20 protein-coding genes and 1 pseudogene are annotated in these 21,704 nt (G+C 71.7%); 17 read left to right on the top strand and 4 right to left on the bottom strand.

All coding sequences use genetic code 11. From position 1 onward, the window contains the following. Positions 1 to 7 precede the first annotated feature (7 nt). Both Ari01nite_RS11260 and Ari01nite_RS11255 read right to left on the bottom strand, forming a co-directional pair. Complete coding sequence (locus Ari01nite_RS11260; protein ID WP_203781108.1) at positions 8 to 1,051, bottom strand: hypothetical protein; 1,044 nt, start codon at positions 1,049 to 1,051, stop codon at positions 8 to 10. A gap of 25 nt (positions 1,052 to 1,076) precedes the next feature. Further along, positions 1,077 to 2,669 carry an NlpC/P60 family protein gene (locus Ari01nite_RS11255; protein ID WP_203781107.1) on the bottom strand — a complete coding sequence of 531 codons (1,593 nt, stop codon included), beginning with the start codon at positions 2,667 to 2,669 and terminating at the stop codon, positions 1,077 to 1,079. A 165-nt stretch (positions 2,670 to 2,834) separates the two neighbouring features. Between Ari01nite_RS11255 and Ari01nite_RS11250 the strand changes: the two genes are divergently transcribed. From Ari01nite_RS11250 to Ari01nite_RS11240, 3 genes are read left to right on the top strand one after another with little or no spacing between them, the layout of a single operon-like run. Then, positions 2,835 to 3,458, top strand: coding sequence for a response regulator transcription factor (locus tag Ari01nite_RS11250; RefSeq protein ID WP_203781106.1), 624 nt, complete (start codon positions 2,835 to 2,837; stop codon positions 3,456 to 3,458). A gap of 4 nt (positions 3,459 to 3,462) precedes the next feature. Next, positions 3,463 to 5,463, top strand: coding sequence for an ATP-binding protein (locus tag Ari01nite_RS11245; protein ID WP_203781105.1), 2,001 nt, complete (start codon positions 3,463 to 3,465; stop codon positions 5,461 to 5,463). Continuing rightward, entirely contained in the window at positions 5,444 to 6,112 is a 669-nt protein-coding gene (locus Ari01nite_RS11240; protein WP_203781104.1) for a Pvc16 family protein, read from the top strand. Before Ari01nite_RS11245 ends, Ari01nite_RS11240 begins: the two co-directional genes overlap by 20 nt. 397 nt (positions 6,113 to 6,509) lie before the next feature. Here the strand turns inward: Ari01nite_RS11240 and Ari01nite_RS11235 are convergent, their stop codons facing one another. Then, a complete protein-coding gene (locus Ari01nite_RS11235; RefSeq protein WP_203781103.1) occupies positions 6,510 to 8,567 on the bottom strand; it encodes an Hsp70 family protein in 2,058 nt (685 codons plus the stop codon). 164 nt (positions 8,568 to 8,731) lie between these two features. On the opposite strand from Ari01nite_RS11235, the gene Ari01nite_RS11230 reads away from it, so the two are divergent. The 14 genes and pseudogenes from Ari01nite_RS11230 (at position 8,732) to Ari01nite_RS11170 (ending at position 20,968) form a co-directional block, all read left to right on the top strand. Beyond that, on the top strand, positions 8,732 to 9,064 hold the full coding sequence (locus tag Ari01nite_RS11230) for a helix-turn-helix domain-containing protein (protein WP_203781102.1): 333 nt from the start codon (positions 8,732 to 8,734) through the stop codon (positions 9,062 to 9,064). 15 nt (positions 9,065 to 9,079) lie between these two features. Then, on the top strand, positions 9,080 to 10,726 hold the full coding sequence (locus Ari01nite_RS11225) for a phage tail sheath family protein (RefSeq protein WP_203781101.1): 1,647 nt from the start codon (positions 9,080 to 9,082) through the stop codon (positions 10,724 to 10,726). 32 nt (positions 10,727 to 10,758) lie between these two features. After that, positions 10,759 to 11,190 (top strand): phage tail protein, encoded by a 432-nt coding sequence (locus Ari01nite_RS11220; protein WP_239162656.1) that lies wholly within the window; start codon positions 10,759 to 10,761, stop codon positions 11,188 to 11,190. Then, positions 11,187 to 11,546, top strand: a complete 360-nt coding sequence (locus Ari01nite_RS11215; protein WP_239162655.1) for a hypothetical protein — start codon at positions 11,187 to 11,189, stop codon at positions 11,544 to 11,546. The genes Ari01nite_RS11220 and Ari01nite_RS11215 overlap by 4 nt, the downstream gene beginning before the upstream one ends. 17 nt (positions 11,547 to 11,563) lie before the next feature. Continuing rightward, positions 11,564 to 11,713 (top strand): annotated as a pseudogene (locus Ari01nite_RS51385) (DUF6760 family protein); the annotation flags it as partial. After that, positions 11,706 to 12,164 carry a phage tail protein gene (locus Ari01nite_RS11210; protein WP_203781100.1) on the top strand — a complete coding sequence of 153 codons (459 nt, stop codon included), beginning with the start codon at positions 11,706 to 11,708 and terminating at the stop codon, positions 12,162 to 12,164. The pseudogene Ari01nite_RS51385 and the gene Ari01nite_RS11210, both read left to right, overlap by 8 nt. Before the next feature lie 1,927 nt (positions 12,165 to 14,091). Beyond that, on the top strand, positions 14,092 to 14,805 hold the full coding sequence (locus Ari01nite_RS11205) for an eCIS core domain-containing protein (RefSeq protein WP_203781099.1): 714 nt from the start codon (positions 14,092 to 14,094) through the stop codon (positions 14,803 to 14,805). Positions 14,806 to 14,824: 19 nt separating this feature from the next. Then, positions 14,825 to 15,505, top strand: a complete 681-nt coding sequence (locus Ari01nite_RS11200; protein ID WP_203781098.1) for a CIS tube protein — start codon at positions 14,825 to 14,827, stop codon at positions 15,503 to 15,505. Beyond that, entirely contained in the window at positions 15,498 to 17,144 is a 1,647-nt protein-coding gene (locus Ari01nite_RS11195) for a VgrG-related protein (RefSeq protein ID WP_203781097.1), read from the top strand. The genes Ari01nite_RS11200 and Ari01nite_RS11195 overlap by 8 nt, the downstream gene beginning before the upstream one ends. A 15-nt stretch (positions 17,145 to 17,159) precedes the next feature. Then, entirely contained in the window at positions 17,160 to 17,546 is a 387-nt protein-coding gene (locus Ari01nite_RS11190; RefSeq protein ID WP_203781096.1) for a PAAR domain-containing protein, read from the top strand. Between the two features lie 3 nt (positions 17,547 to 17,549). Further along, entirely contained in the window at positions 17,550 to 17,957 is a 408-nt protein-coding gene (locus Ari01nite_RS11185; protein ID WP_203781095.1) for a GPW/gp25 family protein, read from the top strand. Then, positions 17,954 to 19,915, top strand: coding sequence for a putative baseplate assembly protein (locus Ari01nite_RS11180; protein WP_203781094.1), 1,962 nt, complete (start codon positions 17,954 to 17,956; stop codon positions 19,913 to 19,915). The genes Ari01nite_RS11185 and Ari01nite_RS11180 overlap by 4 nt, the downstream gene beginning before the upstream one ends. After that, the gene (locus Ari01nite_RS11175; RefSeq protein WP_203781093.1) at positions 19,912 to 20,469 is read left to right on the top strand and encodes a phage tail protein; all 558 of its coding nucleotides are present in this window, start codon (positions 19,912 to 19,914) and stop codon (positions 20,467 to 20,469) included. The genes Ari01nite_RS11180 and Ari01nite_RS11175 overlap by 4 nt, the downstream gene beginning before the upstream one ends. After that, a complete protein-coding gene (locus tag Ari01nite_RS11170) occupies positions 20,462 to 20,968 on the top strand; it encodes a zinc-ribbon domain-containing protein (RefSeq protein WP_203781092.1) in 507 nt (168 codons plus the stop codon). Before Ari01nite_RS11175 ends, Ari01nite_RS11170 begins: the two co-directional genes overlap by 8 nt. Here Ari01nite_RS11170 and Ari01nite_RS11165 read toward each other — a convergent pair. Then, the gene (locus Ari01nite_RS11165) at positions 20,940 to 21,521 is read right to left on the bottom strand and encodes a GNAT family N-acetyltransferase (RefSeq protein ID WP_203781091.1); all 582 of its coding nucleotides are present in this window, start codon (positions 21,519 to 21,521) and stop codon (positions 20,940 to 20,942) included. The two genes, Ari01nite_RS11170 and Ari01nite_RS11165, sit on opposite strands and share 29 nt — an antisense overlap. Positions 21,522 to 21,704 lie beyond the last annotated feature (183 nt).

Raw genomic sequence — 21,704 nt, 5'->3', positions numbered from 1 at the left:
CCCGAGCCTATGACGTGACCTGGCATTTCGGTGCGACCGGACGCCACTGGTCGCAGAACTGTTGCGCCGCCTCGGCCGTACCGAAACCGTCCTGGAGCAGCACCCAGAAGCCGGCACCCTCGTCGGCGAGCACATCGGAGCTGAGGCTGTCGACCAGGCGCACCGGCATCCCGGCTCCGACCAGTCTGGCCAGCGCGGCGTCCGCTGCGGTCCGGCCGCCGTCGGCGCCTCGATGCGGAAAGACATCAATGAGGGCGTACGGGCGGCCGACCGTCACCTGGGCCACCGGGGTGGCCTTGCCACGGTCGAGGAACGGCAGCCGGATGCCGGTGCCCTGCAACACGATCGCGACGGTCGCACCGAGCGCCAGCACCACCGCGACGATGCCCGCGAACAGCGACGACACCCGCGGCTTGCGGGTGCCGGTGGCCACCTCGGTCAGGTACGGGGGACGCTCGGTGTCGTACCCGTCGCGGACCTTCACCACGACCGAGTACTTCTGCGGCGTACCGATCAGATGCCTTTTGGGTTTGGCTCTGACCCCGACCGCCACCGCCGAGCCCGGCCGCAGCAGCACCGTGTCCGGTTGCACCTGCAGCGCGCCGCCCGGCGGGTCGAGTTCGGCGGTGACCAGCAGCGACGCCGGTTGCCCGGTCCCATTGACAAGCCTGAGGTCGTACGCGTAACGCTGGCCGGGACGGGCGATCATGTCACCGGCGACCGGGACCGGCAGCGCGACGGTGAGCAGCGCGGTGGCGAATCCGGCCGGTTCGCCGGTCGCCACCTCCTCGGCGTGCACGGTGAACGGCACCAGCGAGGAACTCGGCGGCTGCTCGGGCGGCGTGGTGAGAAAGACGCCGATCTCCGCGGTCTGGCCGGGCACCAGGCGGATCGTCTCGGGCTCCACCGTGGCCCAGCCGGCGGCCCGGCCGCGAGCCAGATAGATGCGCAGGTCGAGCTGCCGGGCGTACGGGTTGCGCACCTGCACCGGTACGCGCGTCGGCACGCCGGGGGCGAGCGCCACGGGCTCGGCCGGCAGGGTCAGTTCCACGTCCACGATGGTCGCATCGCCCCGATCACTGAAGATCGGGAGCGTCGGACAGCTGACTGGCGCCGGGCACCTGGGCGACGCCGATGGCGCCGGAGGAGCCCGGGACGGTGGCGGTGTTCAGCACCGAGCCGCCCAGCGGGTTGGTGCCCGTTTCCGACGGGGCGCGCAGCAGCGGGTTGTCCTGGAGGTTCATGGCGTTCGAGCCGGCCCGGTATTCCAGCGCGTCGCTGAAGCCGTCCTGATCGGAGTCGGCCTGCTGGGCGTTGAAGCCGAGCACCTGTTCGAGGGCGTCGTCGAGGCCGTCCCGGTCGGTGTCGACCTGCTGGATCGGGGTGAGGGCGCCGTCCAGGTGACCGTCGGCGTCGCTGTCCGGCGAGCGCGGGTCGAGGCCCTGTGCCAGCTCGAACGCGTCGTTGAGCCCGTCACCGTCGGTGTCCGCCTTGCGGGCGTCGGTGCGGAACGTGACCATCTCCTGCGCGTCGGAGAGATTGTCGCCGTCGGTGTCGGCGCGCAGCGGGTCGAGGCCCTGACGCCGTTCCAACGCGTCGCTGAGGCCGTCGTTGTCGGAATCCGGACCGCCGAGCGGCACCGGCTCGGGCAGCGGCGGGGCCACCGGGGCGAACGAGGCCGCCGGCACGAGTTGGGACAGCGGCGTGGTCACCGGGTTGGCGATCGGCGTGGCGGTGCCGTCGGAGATGCCCGGGATGATGGCCGCGAACTCGAACCGCTCGCCGGCGTTGGACTCGCGGACGCCGGACCGGGGGTTGGCCGCCTCGACCACCTTGCCGTCGCCCAGGCTGATCGCCACATGCGCGCCCGGCGTGCGGCCGTCGCCGGGCCGGGGCTCGCGGTCGAACGAGAACAGCAACGCGCCCGGAGTGGACTTCGCCTTCTCCGGGTCAATAAGCAGACCTTTTTCCTTGAAGTGCAGATATTGCGCGGTTGCCCCGTCGGGGATTTTGGCGCCGGCCTGGAATGCCGCCCATTGAGTGAATTCGGAGCAGTCGAAAACTGCCGGATTTCGGTCACTCAGCTTGACCTCGGCGCCGAACACGTAACGGTCGCCGATTTGCGCCTTGGCCACTTGCAGGAATGTGTCGAGGGCGGCGTTGTCGGCGGCGGCCGCGACCGGCGTGGCGGTGGCCGGGGCCGTCTGGATCATCGAGAACTGGGCCACCGGCACGCCCGGCGGATCGTCGCCGTCGGCGGCCGCGACCCGGTCGCCATACCCCCGGGTGCCGGTGAAGACGCCCCGCCCGGGCCCGTCGCCGAACGCCACCGCGGCGGCCTGAGCGTCCTCTTTGAACAGAACGTAACGCGAGCTGAGGCCGCCGTGTGTGACCGTCCACGGCGAGATGTCACGGCCCTCGCGGGACACCTCGAACGCGGCGCGCGCGTTGTCGAGCGGGTCGAACAGGTTGAGCCGGGACGCCAGCCCCGGGTGCGCCTGCGCGTTGATCTGCCACAGCCCGCGGGAGTCCTCGCCGACCGGGTTGCGCGCCCGGCTGTTGCCACTGGACTCGGCCAACGCGATCGCGGTCATGGTCGCCGCCTCGTCCGGGGAAAAACCGGCCTGACGGGCAAAACCGTAGATCTGTTCGGCGGAGAACCTGGGCATGGTCACGAGGGTAGACACCATAATCCACTCTGTATACGGGGCAGCGAAAGGGGGAGCAGAGTTGGATCTACGACAGAGCCGATCGAGCTATTGTATTGATCGACTTTCCAGGGCCATCATGTCTGGGCGGCCTGTCGTTCACCGGCCGCTGACCAGGGGGAACGCATGATTGGGCAGCGGCCGCCGACCGTCTGGATCGACGACAGCCACGCCATCGTCCGGCGCGGCATGGCCGCCTGCCTCCAGCAGGCCGACTTCGTCGTGCGAGGCGAGAGCGCCGTGCTCAACCCCGAGCCCGTGGTGGCTGACCTGGACGTCCTCGTTTTCGAGTACGGCGGCGGCGCGACCCTGCGCCGCGCCGTCCGGCTGTCCTCCGGGGGCGGTACCCGCCTGGTGGCCACCGTCCGCGACGTGACCGAGCAGTCGGTCCGCGAGATGGTGGACGCCGGGGTCTGTGCGATCCTTCCGCATCTCACGCTGACCGCCGACTCGCTGATCACCAGCCTGCGCGCGGTCGTGGCCGGCAACGTCGCCCTGCCCGGCGACATGCTGGCCAAGTTGCTGGTGCACGTCACCCAGACGTCGCACCTGGGCCCGCAGGGGCTCAACCCCCGGGAACGCTCGGTGCTCCGGCTGCTCGCCGACGGGATGGACACCCGCGGCATCGCCGAGGACCTGCGATTTTCCGAGCGCACGGTGAAAAACGTCGTGCATGACGTGCTCACCAAGCTGAACTGCCGCACCAGGGCCCAGGCGGTCGCGGTCGCCACCCGCGAAGGCGTGATCTGAGCCCATGCCGACCGCAACCGAACCCTGGACCACCCTGGCCGACGTGCTGCTCCACCGCGAGGCACTGGTCTGCCGCCTCGCGCAGGGCAGGCCGCCGCGCGACTTCGCGGGTCTGTATGTGTCCGACGAGGAGGTGGCACGGCTGCTCCTCGGGCTGCCCGGACTGGACGGTCCGGGCCCCGAGCGGGTGGCCGAGGTCCGGGCGGGTGCGGCCGGCGCGCTGGCCACGGCCCGGGACGCGTTCGCCGAGTTCCTGACCGGCACGTCGCGGTTCGCCGCGGTGTGCCGCTCGGCGCGTCTCGGGCCGGGCGAGGCCGAGGTGCTGGCATTGCTGCTGGCCGTCGAGCTTTCGCCGGCCCGCCAGCGCCTGGTCGCGTACATCCAAGACTCTGTGCAGTTGCCCCGCCTGACCTTGGCCACCCTGAGCGCGATGTTCGCCGAACAGGACCACCCGGCCGAACGCGCCCTGGCCCGCGACGGCGGCCTGCTCCGCGCGGGCCTGGCCCGGCTGGCGGGGGAGGGCCCGTGGGCCACGCTGATCGCCGAGCCGGCCGCCCGTCTGACCTGGCACCTGCGCGGCGACGACTCCCCAGACCCGGCCCTACCGGCCGGCACCACCATCCGCCCCGCCCTCGCCGCTTCCCTGCCGCCCGCCTCCGATCCGCCCGAGCCGGGCGGGCGGGGTGACCAGCCTGACGGTGGGCTTCTGCTGGTGCACGGTGGTGACCGGGAAAGCCGCATCCGGGCCGTGCAAGAACGGCGGCCGGGGCGCGGGCTCCTCAACGGACCGCCACCCGACAACGAGGCCGGCTGGCAGGCCGTGGTGCGCGAGGCGACGGTCGGAAATCTGACCGTGGTGCTCGACCTGGCCGAACCGCTGCCGGCCGCCGGGCGCGACGCGATCCGGCGGGCCGCGCACGTCGACTGGGTGCTGTCCTCGCAGGGTGAGCAGCCGCTCGAGACGGTGCCGGACCGGGCCTGGCGCGAGTTGCACGTGATCGACGGTGCCGCGGACGCCGACGACTGGCAGGCCGCGCTCGGCCGGGAGCCCGATCCCGCCTACCGGCTCAGTCGCGAGCAATTGCGTCTGGTGGCGGCCGCCGCGGCGGCCGCCGGTGGTCAGGTGGCTCCAGCCGTACGCCGTCTGGCCGGTGGTCACCTCGACGGGGTGGCGGTGCGGATCCGGCCGCGGCGCGGCTGGGACGACCTCATCCTGCCGCCACCGGAGGCCGCGCAGCTGCACGAGCTGGCCGCCCGGCACCGCTGGAAGGACACCGTGTACGACCGGTGGCGGTTCAGCCCGCTGCCGTCGACCGGGGTGGTGGCGCTGTTCGCCGGGCCGTCCGGCACCGGCAAGACGCTGGCCGCCGAGGTGGTCGCCGGTGAACTGGGGCTCGACCTCTACAAGGTCGACCTGTCCTCGGTGGTCAGCAAGTACATCGGCGAGACCGAGAAGAACCTGGAGCGCATCTTCGGCGCGGCCGCCGCCGGTGACCTGGTGCTGTTCTTCGACGAGGCGGACGCCCTGTTCGGCAAGCGCTCCGAGGTCAGCGACGCGCACGACCGCTACGCGAACATCGAGGTGGCGTACCTGCTCCAGCGCCTGGAGACGTACGACGGACTGGTGGTGCTGGCCACCAACCTGCAGCGCAACATCGACGCCGCATTCCTGCGGCGGATCTCGGTGGCGATCGACTTCGTGCCGCCCGAGGAGCCCGAACGCCTGCAGATCTGGTCCCGCGCCTTCCCGCCTACCGCCCCGCTGACCGACCTCGACCTCGACTTCCTGGCCCGGCAGTTCAAGATCACCGGCGGCGTGATCAGCAACGCCGCCCTGGGTGCCGCCTTCCTGGCCGCCGCCGAGGACAGCCCGATCACCATGCGGCACGCCGTGCTGTCCGTGAAGCGGGAGTTCCAGAAGCTGGGCCGGCTGCGCACCGAGAAGGAATTCGACCGCTACTTCGACCTAGTGAACAGAGAATCCGATGCTGCACCTGCTCGATGAGACGCTGGAGACCTTCCTCCGCGAGGTGGTGCCGCTGCCGGCCCGGGACGTGGACGTCGCCTTCGACGCCCCCGACGGCGAGTGGTCGGCCGCCCTGTCCACCCGGCCCACGGTCGACCTCTACCTCTGGGACATCCGCCCCAACCTGTCCGAACGCGACTTCGGCGAGGTGGTCGTCGAGGAGGACGGCCGCCGCTACCGCCGGGACCCACTCCCGCGGGTCGACTGCCGCTACCTGGTGACCGCGTGGACGAGCGAGGTCCACGACGAACACTCCCTGCTGGGCGACGTCCTGACCGCCCTGCTCCTGCACCCGGTGATCGACGCCGAGCACCTCCGCGGCGTCTTCTCGACGGTGCGCCCGCTGCCCACGCTCCGGCTGCGCAGCGGCGACGGCTCGGAAAACTCGGACTTCTGGTCCGCGCTCGGCGGCCAGCTGAAACCGGGCCTCGATCTGGTCGTCACGGTGACGGTCGACGCCGCCCTGCGCGCCAAGGCCGGCCCGCCGACCCAGCAGGTCGTGGTCAAGGCCGGCGACGGAGCCGTCCAGCCGGTCCGCACCACCGGCACCCCACCGGCGGCAAGCTCCGGAAAGGCGGGCCGCAACGGCCGCGGTTCCGCAGCCCAGCGCCGCTCCGGCCGCACCTGAACAACGACCCCGCTGTCGGACGCCGCATACTCTGACCACCCGGCATCAATTTGGCATGTTATGTCGTGTTTGAGGCTGCGGGTGATTTCTCGGGGTGTGCGGCCTTCGGCGGTTGATGTAGTCCTTGGTGGGTTGGTGGCATCGTCGTCGGGAGATGGCGATGGTGTGGATGGCGGCGTTGAGATCGATCGCGGCGGTGACCGGCCCGATGCCGGGTTGGTCTGGCCCCGGCCGCTCACGGGCGTACGACTAAAACGGCACTTATCGCATATGTCACCATGGTCTGCCGCATCGCGGGGCCGCCAGGGCTGGGATGGTGGTCCGTGGGACGATCGCCGGCCGGTCACGCTCGCATGCTTCGGACGCCGGCAGGGAGTGCGGTCCGGAACGACGGGCGTCAGCAGGTCACGGCGACCCGGTCGAAGCGGGCGTGGAACTCGGCCGGGTCGGCGCCCAGCTGGGCCCGGTTCAGGACGGCCACGCCCACCCGCAGCGTCCGGGGCAGGTCGACGGTCACCTCGCCCAGGTCGGTGTAGGACCCGTCGCCGGACGGGCGCCACGCCGCGCGGACCGTGCCGGCGGTGCGGGTCAGCCGCAGGTCGAGGTGGGTGGCGTCGGTGACCACCGGGTTCTGGTCGGTGCGGGGGCCGTGGACGCGCTGGTGCTCGCCGCCGTTTTTGTATTCGTAGACGATCGCGCCGCTGTCGCCGTGGCCGCGCTCCAGCCGGACGTAGCTGGTCGCGCTGCCCCACAGCACCAGCCCCGCGCCCTGATAGAAGATCGACGGTTCCGCCTCCAGCGTGGTCTCCACGGTGAAATCGCCGGTGACCGGGCGCAGCAGCATCGGCGCGGCCAGGTGATCGTCGAAGATGTCGGCACCCTCGGGCGCCACCATGCCCACGCCGCCGTCGAGCATCGCCACGTCGGCGTCGGCGCGGGTCCGCTCCCAGCTCTCGCCCAGAGCGCCGCCGTCGAACTCGTCGGTGTAACCGCACGCCGCCGCCTGGTCGCCGGAGGCGTGTTCGGCGCGCTCCCGCGCCAGCCACAGCATCACCGGCACGGCAACGGCGACCAGCAGGACCGCGACGAGCGCCAGCAGGACCGGCCGGCGCCGCCCGTGGTCCGGTGTGGCAGGTTTCTCGGCGGGCCCGGCAGCGGGCACCACCGGTGCACCTCCGCCCGGCGGCACGGAGGGCCAGTCGGCCGGCCGCGCGGCGAGCCTCGTCGGTTCGGGGTCGATGGCCGGTTCGGCAGGCGGGTGGAGCGGTCGCGCGGCGAGGGCCGCCGGTTCGGGTCTGAAGGCCGGTTCGGCGGGCTGGCTTGGCGGTCGCGCGGCGAGGGCCGCCGGGTCGGCGGCCCGTTCGGCGGGCTGGTGCGGCGGCAGGACCACGGTCGGCGTGGTGGTCACGGCCGTCAGGCGGGCCGCGCCCAGCGCCACACTGTGCTCCGGATGCGGATCCACCGCGACCGGCCGCTCGAAGGCCGTCGACACCAGCGAGCTGACCAGTGGGATCCGGGACGACCCGCCGGCCAGCAGGATCGCGCGCAGGCCGGACGGCACCACCCCGGCCGAGCGCAGGGCCCGGCGGAGCGCGGCCACCGTGTACTGCAACGTCGGCGCGATCATCGCCTCGAATTCGCGGCGGGTCAGGCGGACTCTCGTGTGCAGACCGGGCAGCGCCACCGGGATCATCACCTCGGTGTCGTAGGACAGCGCCTCCTTCGCCTCCACGCAGTCGCGCCGCAGCCGGGCCAGGCCGGTCACCAGGTCGGGGTGGTCGTCGTCCAGCGCGCCGGCGGGCAGTTGGGCCACCACGTGCTCGAAGACCGCCTCGTCGAAGTCGGCGCCGCCCAGCTGTTCCAGGCCCGCCGGGCTTCCGAGCAGATCAAAACCTTTGGCCGTACGCCTGAGCACCGCCGCATCGAACGTCCCGCCGCCCAGGTCGTACACCGCCACGATGTCGCCGTCCGCCATGTGTTCGCCGGCCGCGTACTCGACCGCGGCGGCCTCCGGTTCGGTGCGCAGGACCACCGCGGGTGCGCCGGCCGTCCGGGCCGCCTGTTCGAGCAGTTCCCGTTTGTACGGTCCCCAGTTGGCGGGGCAGGTCAGCACCACCGCGGCGGGTGGGCCCTGCTCGGCGGTCGCGGCCACCTCGAGGACGTGCGACAGCTGCCGGGACAGCAGGGCCTGCGGCGGATGCGGGACGCCGCCGACCAGCACCGGGACCGGGTCGCCGAGGCGGCGCTTGAACTCGCGGGCCATCCGGTCGGGGTGCTGCTCACCGCGGCGCACGGCCGGCTCGCCGACCAGCACGGGGCCGTCGGCGGGCAGGTAGAGCACCGACGGGATCTCCGGGCGCCGGCCACCCAGCAGAAGCGTCTCCACTTTGTCGCCACGGCGCACCGCCGCCGCGGTCCAGGTCGTACCCAGATCCACCCCGAGCCCGTACGCCATTCTGCCTCCCGCGGCACACAGCATGGGATGCCGGCGGGCCCGGTCACAAGGTTGTCGCCCGATCGCTGCACCTAAGGCTGCACCGCCGCACCTTCTGGCCCGGGCGTACGCGAGGCACGCTCGAATCGGCGGCAGATGCGGCTGCGACGAGACGGGGTGAGGCGATGACGCGGGTCCTCATGGGGGACTTCGAGGCCCTGCACCGCCTCGGGCTCGAGCAGATCCTGCGCGTCGACGGCATCGAGCTGGTCGACACCGGCGGCGCCGACGTGCTGGACCGGCTGCTGGAGGCCCTGCCCGACGTGATCGTCCTCGACCTGGACAAGAGCGAGACCTGCGACATCGTGCACGTGATCGTGCACCGGTTCCCGCGGGTCAAGGTGGTGGCCTGTTCGTCGCGCCAGCCGATGATGCGCATCTACCCGCCGCTGCACTACGGGGAGTTCTACGAAACCGACCTTGACCCCGCGCTGTTGACCAGCGCGGTGCAGGCCTGACAGGGGGAAGACTTCATGGCCGCGTCGTACGGAGCACCTGGTGTCTACATCGAGGAACAGCCGAGCGGCTCGATTCCGATCGAGGGGGTGGGCACCGCGGTCGCCGCGTTCGTGGGCTTCACCGAACGGTACGAAGCCGAGAACGGCGACCCGACCGACCCGGCCGGCGTCAAACCGCAGCTGGTGACGAGCTGGCCGCAGTTCGAGCGGATCTACGGCGGGTTCGTGCAGGGCGCCATGCTGCCGCACGCGGTCCGCGGCTACTTCGAGAACGGCGGCGGCAAGGCGTACATCTGCCGGATCCCGACCACCGACAACGGTGACGGCGGCGCCGCGCCCGGCAAGCCCACGCTGACCCTGCCCACCAGCAACAACCCGGGCACGCCGAGCCTGCAGCTGTCGGCCGTGCGGACCGGCGCCAACCTCGAGGTCGAGGTGGTCCCGCCGGCCGCGCAGCCGCCCGCCGAGGGCGAGGGCGGCGAGGGCAACTCCGGCAACAACGGTGCCGGCGAATACACCCTGCGGGTGTACGAGGACGGCGCGCTGCGCGAGGAACTGGGCGGCATCCAGTTCAGCGGCCGCAGCACGCGCGCGGTGGAGCGGACCGTCAACGACCGGTCCAAGTTCGTCCGGATCGAGATGCAGCCGTTGCAGGGTGCGTCGCTGGCCGAGCGTACGCCGGCTCCCGGCCGCTACACGCTCCAGTCGCCGCCGGTCTCCACCAAGTCGGTGACGCCCGCCGATCTGGTCGGCAACGAGTCCGACCGTACCGGCTATCAGGGCCTTGCCATCGCCGACAGCGTGACCATGGTCGCCATCCCGGACCTGATCTCGGTGGCCAGCCGCGACGACGGCTCGGTCGACGAGGAGATGTTCCTCGGCGCCCAGAAGCAGCTGATCGACTTCTGCGAGTCCAGCCACAACAAGATGGCCATCCTGGACACGCCGCCCGGCCTGAACGCGACCCGCGCGCTGGAGTGGCGGGCCCGGCTGGCCCGGGACTCGGCGTTCGGCGCGCTCTACTACCCGAACGTGGTGGTCAACAACCCGCTGGCCCGCCCCGGCGCGACCAACGGCGAGCTGTACCTGACCGTGCCCACCTCGGGTCACGTGGCCGGCGTCTGGGCCCGCACCGACGCGGCCCGCGGCGTGTGGAAGGCGCCCGCCAACGAGGCGCTGCGCGGCATCGTCCGGCTGGAGACCGACGTGACCAGCGGCGAGCAGGACCTGCTCAACCCCGAGGGGGTCAACTGCATCCGGTCGTTCGGCAGCTACGGGACCAAGATCTGGGGTGCCCGTACGCTCGCCAAGACCGACCCGAGCTGGCGCTACATCAACGTCCGGCGGCTGTTCAACTACGTCGAGGAGTCGATCCAGCGCGGCACCCAGTGGGCCGTGTTCGAGCCGAACGACTTCGACCTGTGGCAGCGGGTCAAGCGCAACATCACCTCGTTCCTGCGCGGGCTGTGGACCCAGGGTGCCCTGGTCGGCGCCACCGCCGAGCAGGCGTTCTACGTGATGTGCGACGAGAGCAACAACCCGGCGTCCTCGGTGGACGAGGGCAAGCTCATCGTCGAGGTCGGCCTGGCACCGGTGAAGCCGGCCGAGTTCGTCATCTTCCGGATCAGTCAGTGGCAGGGCGGCGGAGCCGCAAGCGAATAGGTCGTGGCCGGCCTGAGTGAGGAGGGGCTCCGATGCCCGATTTGATGACCAGTTTCAACTTCATCCTGGAGATCGGCGGGGTGGAGATGGCGAGTTTCCGCAAGTGCTCCGGGGTGGAGTCGGAGACCGAGACCATCGAGTACAAGGAGGCCACCAAGGACGGCAAGATGATCATCCGGAAGGTCCCCGGGGCGATGAAGTGGAGCGACATCACCCTGGAACGCCGGATCGACGAGTCCAAGGCCCTCTGGGAGTGGCGCAAGCAGGTCGAGGACGGTGACATCGACGCGGCCCGCCGGGACGGCTCGATCGTCATCAAGGACTCGATGAAGGCCGAGGTGGCCCGCTGGAACTTCGAGCGCGGCTGGGTCTCCAAGTGGACCGGCGCCGAACTCGACGCCGGCAGCAACGAGGTGGCGACCGAAAAGGTGGTCATCACGCACGAGGGCCTGCATCGGGCATGAGCGGACTGCAGACCGAGTTCCCGTTCACGCTGCCGAAGGGGTACGTGGACGACGACGGGACGCTGCACAAGACCGGGGTCATGCGGCTGGCCTGCGCGCGCGACGAGATCGAGCCGCTGCGCGACGGCCGGGTCAAGGAGAACGAGGCCTACGCCACGGTCATCGTGCTGGCCCGGGTCGTCATCCAGCTCGGCACGGTCTCCCGGGTGACCACCAAGACCATCGAGTCGCTGTTCGTGAGCGACTTCTCCTACCTGCAGGACCTCTACCGGATCGTCAACTTCCAGGATCCGAGCATCCTCGAGGCCCTGGAGCCGGGCGCCCCTTTCCCGCCGACGTCCGTGGGGGTGGGTTAGGGCACTACGCGCACGACGAGCTCTGGCAGGAGATCGCCTTCCTGGCGTACCACCTGCACTGGGACCTCGATCGGCTGCTCGACCTGGAACACGGCGACCGGATCCGCCTCCTGCAGGAGGTGGGCGGCCTGAACGAACGCGCATGGCAAGGAGTACAGGGTGGCTAGGGCGTACACGATCGACCCGCCGTTCGTCGGCAAGTTCAAGTTCACCGTCGGCAAGCTCGAGATCGGCGCGTTCACCGAGGTGAGCGGCCTGTCCGTGCAGATCGACGTGGAGGAGCTGGCCGAAGGCGGGCAGAACGCGTACACCCACAAGCTCCTGGGCCGGATGAAATGGCCGAACATCGTCTTCAAACGCGGCCTGATCAACTCGGACGACCTGTTCACCTGGCTGCTGCAGTTCTCCGGCGAGGGCTTCAACGCCAACGGCAACAAGGCAGAGGGTACGACGGGCGCGATCAGCGTGATGGACCCGAAGGGCGAGACGCCGTTCCGCACCTGGAGCCTCCTCGGCGTGAAACCGGTGAAGTGGACCGGCCCGCGGCTGGCGGCGTCCTCCCGCGACCTGGCGGTGGAGGAACTGGAGGTGTGCCACTGTGGCTTCACCACCGGCTAGCGGCCGCCGCTTCCGCCGCTTCGTAGCCCGCCTGCTGCCCCGGTCACTACGACCGGGGCTCGGCGGTGCCGCCCGCACCCCACTGGCCCATCCGGCCCCGGGCCTAGGTCCGGGCCCGTCGGCGTCGGCCGGCCTGGCGGACGCCCTGCCGGTGCGCCGCCCGTGGGCACTGCTGCGCTGGTACCGCTCAGCCCGCCGGCGCGAGCCGGCCACCGCAGCCGCCCCGCCACCCGACGCGCGTGGCGGCACGCGGCTGATCGGCGACGCGTCGCTGGTAGGTCAGCGGCCGCCGCTGGGTCGGACGCGGTCGTCGCTGGCATCCACGCCGCCGCCGGGACCGGACGTGCGACCGGGCCACGATCTGCGAATGGGTCTCCTCGGCGGCCCGCCCGGACTCCGTACGGGCTCCGGCAAACCGGCACCGACCGTCGGCGCCGGCCTGGCCGACACCCTGCGCGTGCGAACAATCTTCTCGGCGGCCGGCCACTCGGATCCGGCCGGCCGTTCCCCGGGCGGCCCGAGCGGATCCCTCGCGCCAAACATTTCCGGCATTTCCGGATTGGGGGTGGCGGGCGGCGGGTCGCGTGCGGGGCAGGCGCATGCCGGCCGAGAGCAGCGCGCCGGCCGGACGCAGGCTCACGGTTCCGTGGCGCCGTCTCACGGTTCGGCAGCGCTCGGCGGTTCCACGGCGGCGCTTGGTGGCACGGCGGCGCTTGGTGGCACGGCGGCGCTTCGCGGATCCCTGGCAGCCTCTCGTTCCGCGGTGGCGCCTCGCGGTCCGGAGGTGAGTGGATCCGTCCTGGACGGACTGCCGGTCGGTGGCCGCGGCTCCCTTTCGCGGAGGACCGCCGATTCGCCCTACCCCGTGGCCCCTCGCGGGCAGAGCGAATCCCACAATCATGCCGGGTCTGCCGCACGCATTCCCGATATTTCCGGATTGAGGGGACCCCGCGGGGTAAGCGGCGCCGGGGCACCGGGTGACGACCGTCGTCACGGTCCCGCGAGGACTCGCCGCAGTGCAGAGCCGGCTTTCCGCGGCTTCGGGGCGACGCCTCGCAGTTCCGGGTCGGCGCCTCGTGGTTCGGAGCTGGTGTCTCGCGGTTTTGGGGCGGTGCCTCGCAGTGCAGAGTCGGCGTCTCGCGGTTTTGGGGCGGCGCCTCGCGGTCCGGAGCTGGTGTCTCGCGGGTTCGGGTCGCCGCCTCGTGGGCCGGAGGTGGCCGGCTCCGTCCTGGACGGGCTGTCGGTTCTCGGGCGGGGTGGCCGTCCTCACCCTCGGAGCGTTCCGAACACTTCCGGAATAGCCGACTCCGTCGCCGCGCACGTGGGACACCTGCATGTCGGCCGGGGGCGGGATGGTGGCGGGTTGCCGGGTCGTGGTCCCGCTGGGGGCGACTCCGTCGCCGCGCACGCGGGACACCTGCATGTCGGCCGGGGGCGAGATGGTGGCGGGTCGCCCAGTGGCGATCGTGGTTTCGCTGTGCCGCCTCGTGGGCCCGAGGTCGGCGGCTCCGTCCTGGATGGACTGTCGGTCGGCGGCCGCGGGGCCGGCCCCCACTCGCGGAGCATTTCGGATATTTCCCCCCTAAGTGTCGATAGCGGTAGCGGCCCCGGGCGCGGTGGGCCGGGGGAGCGCGTGCTGCTGCGGCGGCCGGTCAGTGGGCCCACTGTCAGTAATCCGCGGGGGGCGGGAGATCTTCGGGTGATGGGGGCGGTGACGCTGCCGCCAGGCAGCGAGCCGGACCCGCGCGGGGCCGTCATGAACAGCCCGGCAGCGGCGCGCGGAGCGGGAGCACCCACCCGGCGTGGCCGTGTTTCCGGGGACCCGTCTTTACCCGTACCTCTAAAAAGCCCGAGGGAACGCTGGGAGGCCGCGGTGGCCTCGCGGCCGCTGGAAGCGCCGCGTGCGTTGCCGGGTGCGTTTCATGCGATGGCCAGCGCGATCACCGGACGGGCCCGGGCGCCGCTGTTCACGGCGGGGCCGAACACCACGCGGGCGCTGGCCGCCGCGGGGGCGCTGGGGGCCACCACCGGGACGGTTGTGCACCTGCCGGCCGTGCCCACGTCGGCGCCTGCGGTGTCGGCGGTGCTGGCGCATGAGCTGGCGCATACGCGCAGTCCGGTGCGGCGGCCCCGGTTCCTGTTGAGTGGTGCGTCCGGTCTCCTCGACGACGATGAGCGGCAGGCGCTCGCGGCGGGACGGGACCGGTTCCAGCAAGGGGCCGGCATTGTGGACTCGCTGCCGGTCGGCGGGGGGATGGGCGCGGTCGGTGAGGTGGCCACCCGGGCGGCTCGGCAGGCGGTCATCGAGGCGGCGGGGAGTCCGCTCGGTGCGGCTATGTCGGGCGGCGGGTTGGGCAGCCTCGGCGGACTTGCCGGAAATTTCGGGCCGGGTGGCGCGGTCGACGGTGCGATGAGCCAGGTGGCCGGCGGCGTGGGCAGCGCGATGAACAGTGTGAACGACGCGGTGAGCGGCGTGACCGGCACGATCGGCGGGATCTCGGAGGCGGCCGGCAACGTGCTGAGCGCGGCTTCGGGGGAGGCCAAGGGCGCGCTCGACCCGGATCAGGTGGTGGAGATCGTGGAGCGCCGGCTGCTGCGGGAGATCGAGCGGCGCGGCGGGCGATGGGCGGGAGTGTTCTGATGAGGGCGGGTGGTTGCTGATGCCGGGCATTCCGGGCGCGCCGGAGAAGGCGGAGCTGCGTACCGAGCACAAGGAAGTCATTCCGTTCCTGTTCAACCCGGCGGAGCTGACCATCACGAAGTCGGCCTCGTGGAACGCCGCCGAGCAGAAGGGCGGCAACTCGCCGGAGCTGCGGTTCTCGGCGGGGCAGCCGGGCACGCTCACGATGAGCATCACACTGGACACCACCGACCTGGGCACGCCGGTCACCGCGCACACCGACCTGCTGCTCGACCTGCTCAAGGTGGATCCCAAGCTGCCGGGTGCCGATCAGAGCCGCAACAAGGCGCGGCCGCCGTGGGTCACGTTCCACTGGGGACCGCTGCATTCCTTCAAAGCGGTGGTCGAACGCCTCCAGATCAAGTTCACGTATTTCGCGGCCGACGGGATGCCGTTGCGGGCCAAGGCCGACCTGGCGCTCAAGCAGTTCGAGGACGACGCGGTCAAGCCACTGCAGAATCCGACCTCGCACACGCCGTCGCTGCAGACCGTGCACCGGCTGGTGGCCGGCGAGACGCTGGACCGGCTGGCCGCGCGGCACTACGCGGACGCCACCCGGTGGCGCCTGATTGCGGACGCCAACAAAATAATGGATCCGCTGGCGCTCCGGCCGGGCACCATGCTGATCATCCCGGAGCTCCCGGTGCGGCGCCGTGGCTGACACCCGGCGGCTGGACGGCGTGGTGCTGACCGTGGACGGCGGTCCGCTCGCGCCGGAGCTGTACCCGCAGCTCGCGCTGGTGCGGGTGGAGGAGTCGGTGCAGCTGCCGGACTACTTCGCGCTGTACTTCGACGACCCGCACTTCGAGCTGTTCGACAAGGGCACGTTCTCGATCGGGACCCGGGTCGAGATCGCGTTCCGGGCCGAGGGCGACCCGGTCGTGGTCACCACCGGCGAGATCACCGCGATCAGCATCGAACCGGGCGCCTCGGGACGGCACGAGCTGGTGCTGGCCGGCTTCGACCTGACCCACCGGATGGCCCGGGTGGCCAAGTCGCGCAGCTTCCAGCGGGTCACCGACGCCGACATCGCCAGCCGGATCGCCGGCGAGTACGGCCTGGACGCCGAGGTGGACGCCACCGGGTCGGCGCACGACTACGTGCTGCAGGCCGGCGAGACCGACTACGCGTTCCTGCGCCGCCGGGCCGCCCGGATCGGCTTCGACGTGTGGGTCAACGAGAAGACGTTCTTCTTCAAGAAGGCGCCCAAGGCGGCCATCACGCCACCGAAGCTCACCTACGGCAAGAACCTGTCCCGGTTCACGGTCCGGTTCTCGGCGGCCGAACGCGGCGACGAGGTGGAGATCCGCGGTTGGGACCAGCTCGGCAAGACCGCCATCACCGGGCGCGCCGACCAGGCCGAGCCGGGCACCGACGCGCCCGCCGCGCAGGAGTTCACCGACGCCGCCCGGCGCGCGTTCGGGCGGGTCAAGCGCAACGCCGGCCAGTTCCCGGTCACCGACCAGGCGGAAGCCGACGCGCTGGCCGCCTCGCTGCTGCTGCGCGCGTCCGGCGAGGAGGTGGTGCTGCGCGGCGAGGCGGCCGGCGACCCGCTGATCGCGGCCGGCGCCAAGGTGCGCATCGAGGGCATCGGCTCGCGGATGACCGGTGACTATCGGGTCACCGGGGTGGAGCACACATACGGCGCCACCAAGCCGTACCTGACCAAATTCGTCTGCGGCGGCAAGCAGCCCGGCGCGCTGGCCGACCTGACCGGCGGCACCGCGACCCTGGAGAAGCGCGGCTGGAGCGGCCTGGTGGTCGGGATCGTCACCAACAACGACGACGCCGAGCGCCTCGGCCGGGTCCGGGTCAAGTTCCCCACCCTGTCCCAGGACGACGAGAGCGCCTGGGCCCGGATCGCCACGCCGGGCGGCGGCAAGGCCCGCGGCCTGCAGTGGATTCCCGAGGTCGACGACGAGGTGCTGGTCGGCTTCGAGCTCGACGACACCACCCGGCCGGTGGTGCTGGGCGGGCTGTGGAACCGGCAGGACGTGCCGCCCTCGCCCGAGTCGGTGTCCGGCGGCGTGGTGAAGCAGCGGATGCTGGTCAGCCGCAAAGACTCCCGGCTGGTCTTCGACGACGAGAAGCCGGAGATCCAGCTGACCCTGGGCGGCACCCCGTGCGCCGTGCGGCTGGAGAAGTCCGAGTCCAACCTGACCGGCGACCAGAAGCTGGTGGTCGCCGCGACCCAGATCGAGATCAAGGCGACCCAGAAGCTGCTGCTCTCCGCGGCGCAGATCGAGATCACCGCGTCCGGGCCGATCACCGCGTCCGGCAAACCCATCAAGCTCAACTGAGGAGGGCGGGTCGCCATGCCGCAGCCGGCCGCACGCCAGAACGATCCGGTCACCGGGATCGACACGCACATCCTCGTGGTTCCGGGCGCGGGGCCAACCCCGACACCTTTGCCGTACGCGGGCCAGCTGGCGCTGGCGCTGTCCCCGGACGTGCTGGTCAACAGCCTGCCGGCCGCCACCGTGGACAGCATCTCGGTGCAGCCGCCGCACATCCCGCCGCCGTCGACCAGCTTCACCAAACCGCCGACCAACCAGGGCCGGGTGGTGATGGGCTCGACCACCGTGCTGGTCAACGGCAAGCCGCTGGCCCGGCTCGGTGACCCGGTGGCGACCTGCAACGACCCGGTCGACCTGCCGGTCAGCAAGATCGTCGCCGGTTCGCCCGACGTGCTGGTGGGTTGAGCGATGGCCGGCGGCGACTTCATCGGCAACGGCTGGGCGTTCCCGGCCGCGATCAACCGCAACGGCAGCTTCCGCCTGGTCACCGGCATGGAGGAGGTGGACGCCGCGATCCGGATGATCCTGTCCACGGTGCCGGGGGAGCGGGTGATGCGGCCCGAGTTCGGCTGTGCCATGTGGGAGCAGATCTTCGCACCGCTGACCGCGGGGACCATCGGGCTGATCGAGCAGGCGGTCAAGGAGGCCCTCGAACGCTGGGAGCCGCGGATCGAGCTGCAGTCCGTGGTGGCCGAGCCGGAGCAGGCGGCCGGTGCCGTGCACATCACGGTCGCGTACCGGGTGAAGGCCACCAACGACGTCCGCAACCTGGTGTACCCGTTCTACACGATCCCCACCGAGGAGCCCGCGTCATGAGCCTCCCTGCGCCCGATCTGGACGACCGCCGGTTCCAGGACATCGTCGACGAGGCGAAACGGCGGATCAACCGGCTCTGCCCGGACTGGACCGACCACAACGTGTCCGACCCCGGCGTGGCGCTGATCGAGCTGTTCGCCTGGATGACCGAGATGACGCTGTACCGGCTCAACCAGGTGCCGGACCGGCTCTACGTGAAGTTCCTCGAACTGGTCGGCGTGGAGCTGTTCTCGGCCGTGCCGGCCCGCGCCGACCTGCTGTTCCGGCTCACCGCGGCGCGCGACGAGGCGGTCCGGGTGCCGGGCGGCACCCAGGTCAGCACCGAGCGCCGGGACGACGAGGCGCCGATCGTCTTCCTCACCGACTCCGAGCTGGTGATCACCCCGCCCAAGCTGATGGCCTGCCTGACCCACAGCGCCGGCGAGCGGTACGCCGACCACTGGGAGGAACTGCGCCGGGAGGCCGCCACCGTGCAGCTGTTCCCGACCCTCCAGCCGGACGAGGCCGTCTATTTCGGACTCCAGGACTCGGCCGCCGGCAACCTGTTGCGGCTCGACGTCACCACCGGTCCCGAGGGTGCCGGCGTCGACCCGCGCCGGCCGCCCCGGGTGTGGGAGGCGTGGGACGGGCAGACCTGGAAGGAGGTGCGCATCCTCGACGACACCAGCGCCGGCTTCAACAGCACCGGCCAGGTCACGCTGCTGCTGCCGCTGCGGCACGAGGCGCTGGCCATCGGGTCGCGCCGGGCGTTCTGGCTGCGCTGCCGGCTGGTCAAGGCGATCGAGGGGCAGCCCGAGTACTCGAAACCGCCGATCCTCGAGCAGCTGTCCGCGGTGGCGCTGGGCGGCGCGGTGCCGGCGCACCACGCCGAGCCGGCCCCGGCCGAACTGCTCGGCACCAGCACCGGCAAGCCCGGCCAGGTGTTCCAGGTCCGCCGGGTGCCGGTGCTGCCGCGGCGTTACGAGGAGACCGTACGGGTGGTGCTGCCGCGCCACGAGCGCACCGGTGAACCGGAGGAGCAGACCTGGCGCGAGGTGGCCGACCTGGCCGACGCGGAGGAGGACGACCAGGTCTTCACCTGGTCCGGTGCCACCGGCGAGATCCGGTTCGGGCCGCGGGTGCTGGACCGGGAGGGCCGGGTCTGGCAGCACGGTGCCATCCCGCCGATCGACGCGCAGGTCTACGTGACCGGCTACCGGTTCGGCGGCGGCCGCCGCGGCAACGTGCCGGCCGAGCGGCTCACCGTGCTGCACACCTCGATCCCGTTCGTGGCCTCGGTGACCAACCTGGACGCGAGCAGCGGCGGGGTGGACGCCGAGACGGTGGAGAACGCCAAGGTGCGCGGGCCGATGCTGCTGCGCAGCGGCCGGCGCGCGGTGACCGCCGAGGACGTCGAGCGGCTCACCCTGGACGCGGCGCCCAGTGTGGCCCGGGCCCGGTGCATGGCGCCGGAGAACCCGGCCGAGCCGGCCCGGCTGCTGGTGGTGCCCCGGGTCGACATCGCGCCGGAGAACCTGCAACTGGACGACCTGGGGCTCTCCGACGAGCTGGAGGAGCAGATCAAGGCCTATCTGGAGCCGCGCCGGCTGCTCACCATGCGGCTGCGGGTGCGGGCCCCGCGCTATCAGGGGGTCAAGGTGGTCGCGGAGGTCCGGGCGGCGCCGGGCGTTCGCACCGAGACGGTACGCGAGCGGGCCGAGCGCGCCCTCTACGAATACCTGAACCCGCTCACCGGCGGACCCAGCGGCCAGGGCTGGCCGTTCGACACCGACTTGCGCCTCGGCGACGTGTACGGGGTGCTGCAGGGCTCGTTCGGCGTGCAGGGCATCGAGGCGGTGCATTTCTTCTCCGCCGACCTGCGCCGCAAACGCACCCTCGACCAGGTGGAGCAGCGGCTGCGGCTGCTGCCCGAGTCGCTGTTCATGTCCTTCGAGCACCGGGTGGTGGTGCAGCAGTGACCGCGCAGGCCGGCTGGCTGGTCGAGCAGCTGCCCCGGGCGATGGCCACCGACCAGGTGCTGCACGACCTGGTCAGCGCGTTCGAGCAGGTGCACGACACGGTCCGGGAACGGATCGACGCCATCGAGCACCAGGTCGACACCGGCCTGGCCAGTCCCGACATGCTGCAGTACCTGGGTTCCTGGCTGGGCGTGATGCTGGAACCCACCGACCCCGCCGAATACCGCCGCTCGATGGTCCGCGAGGTGGGCAAGCTGCTCGGCTGGCGCGGCACCCGGTACGGCGTGGAGGCCCTGCTGGCCGCGGCCACCGGCGCCCGGGTCACGGTCCTCGACGGTGGCGGCGTGTACGGCAGCAATGACAAGATCCCGCCACCCGACCCGGTCGTGGTGGTGCAGATGGACCACACCGGCCACCTCACCGAGCGCCAGGTGATGGCCTTCCTGGAGAGCGAACTGCCGCTGGGCGCCAAGGTTCAGCTGGACGTCCGCTTCCAGCAACAGACGGCCCGCGGCCGCGCCCGCCCGCCGAGCACCGGAGACGACAATGCCTGAGATCTACGGTTCGGTACGCCAGATGCCGTGCCCGGACTGCGGTTACCCGGTCCAGCCGGACCGGGACCAGCTGTGTCCGAACTGCGGCTACCCGCTGATGTTCCTGCGCAAGAGCGCCGGCGACAACGACGCCCGGGCCCAGTCGATCCCGCGCAGCCCCAACGAGCGGGACGACATGACCAGCCTGCGGGCCGCCCCGCCGCCGCAGCCCCGGGTGGAGACCCGTCAGTTCCAGGCGGGCACGTTCGGGGCGGCGCCGCAGGGGCAGGTGCAGTGCCGCTCCTGCGGATACCCGAACGACCCGACCCGGATCCGCTGCGAGCGCTGCGGTTTCGAGCTGCGCACCGCCCGCCCCCGCGGCACCCAGCTGGCCCCGGCGATGTACGCCCAGCAGGCGGCCCGCGGCGGCGTCTCGATCTGGCTGATCCTGCTGATCATCCTGGCCGTGGCCGCCCTGGTGCTGCTCGGGCTCACCCTGCTGTGGGTCTATCTGGGCTGAGCTCGTGGCGCATGACTACCCGGCGAGGCGAGGGCCGGGTCACCTCGGTGAATCCGCACGCCGCGAAGAGCGGCTCGCTGCCCAGGTACCGGTCGGACCGGTGCGGTCCGGCACCAGCCAGCGGGAAGCCCTCGACCGCGGTGGCGCCGTGCTGCCGGGCCACCTCGACCGCGGCCGTGAGCAGCTCCTCGGTGAGTCCGGCCCGGCGGTGGCCGACCCGGACGAAGAAGCACGGAACCAGCCAGACCCGGTCGTCCTCGGCCGGGTCGTGCCCGGCCAGGATCGGCGAGCGCAGCGCCCGGGTGTACCGGGCGCGGGGGCCGACGGCACACCAGCCGACCGGCCGGTCGTCGTACGCGAGCACACCGACCGGCTCGGCCGAGCCGGCGGCCAGGCTCGTCAACCGGTCCCGGTTGCCGGCGCCCCAGCCGCCCTGCACCTCCCGGTTGGACAGCACGAACCACATGCACCGGCAGCCGCGAGTCGCCGAGTTGCTGTCGAACAGCTCGTTCAGGTCGGCGATATCGGCGCCGGTGACCGTCCGGATCTGCATCGGGGTAGCCTAAAACCCCCATCCGGACCTTCGGACGACTGTCGTAGCGGCGTGACACCGGGTAGCGTGTTGCCTTCCGGACAGTCACCAATTTCGCCGTAGTCGATCGGACCGGTTCACATGCCATTTACGCGCCAGCTCGCCGGCGACCCATCGTGCCGTCCGGCCGGGCGCGGCTGAGGC

This window comes from Paractinoplanes rishiriensis, assembly GCF_016862375.1.
Classification (GTDB): domain Bacteria; phylum Actinomycetota; class Actinomycetes; order Mycobacteriales; family Micromonosporaceae; genus Actinoplanes; species Actinoplanes rishiriensis.
This window is presented reverse-complemented; position numbering and strand designations above follow the sequence as displayed.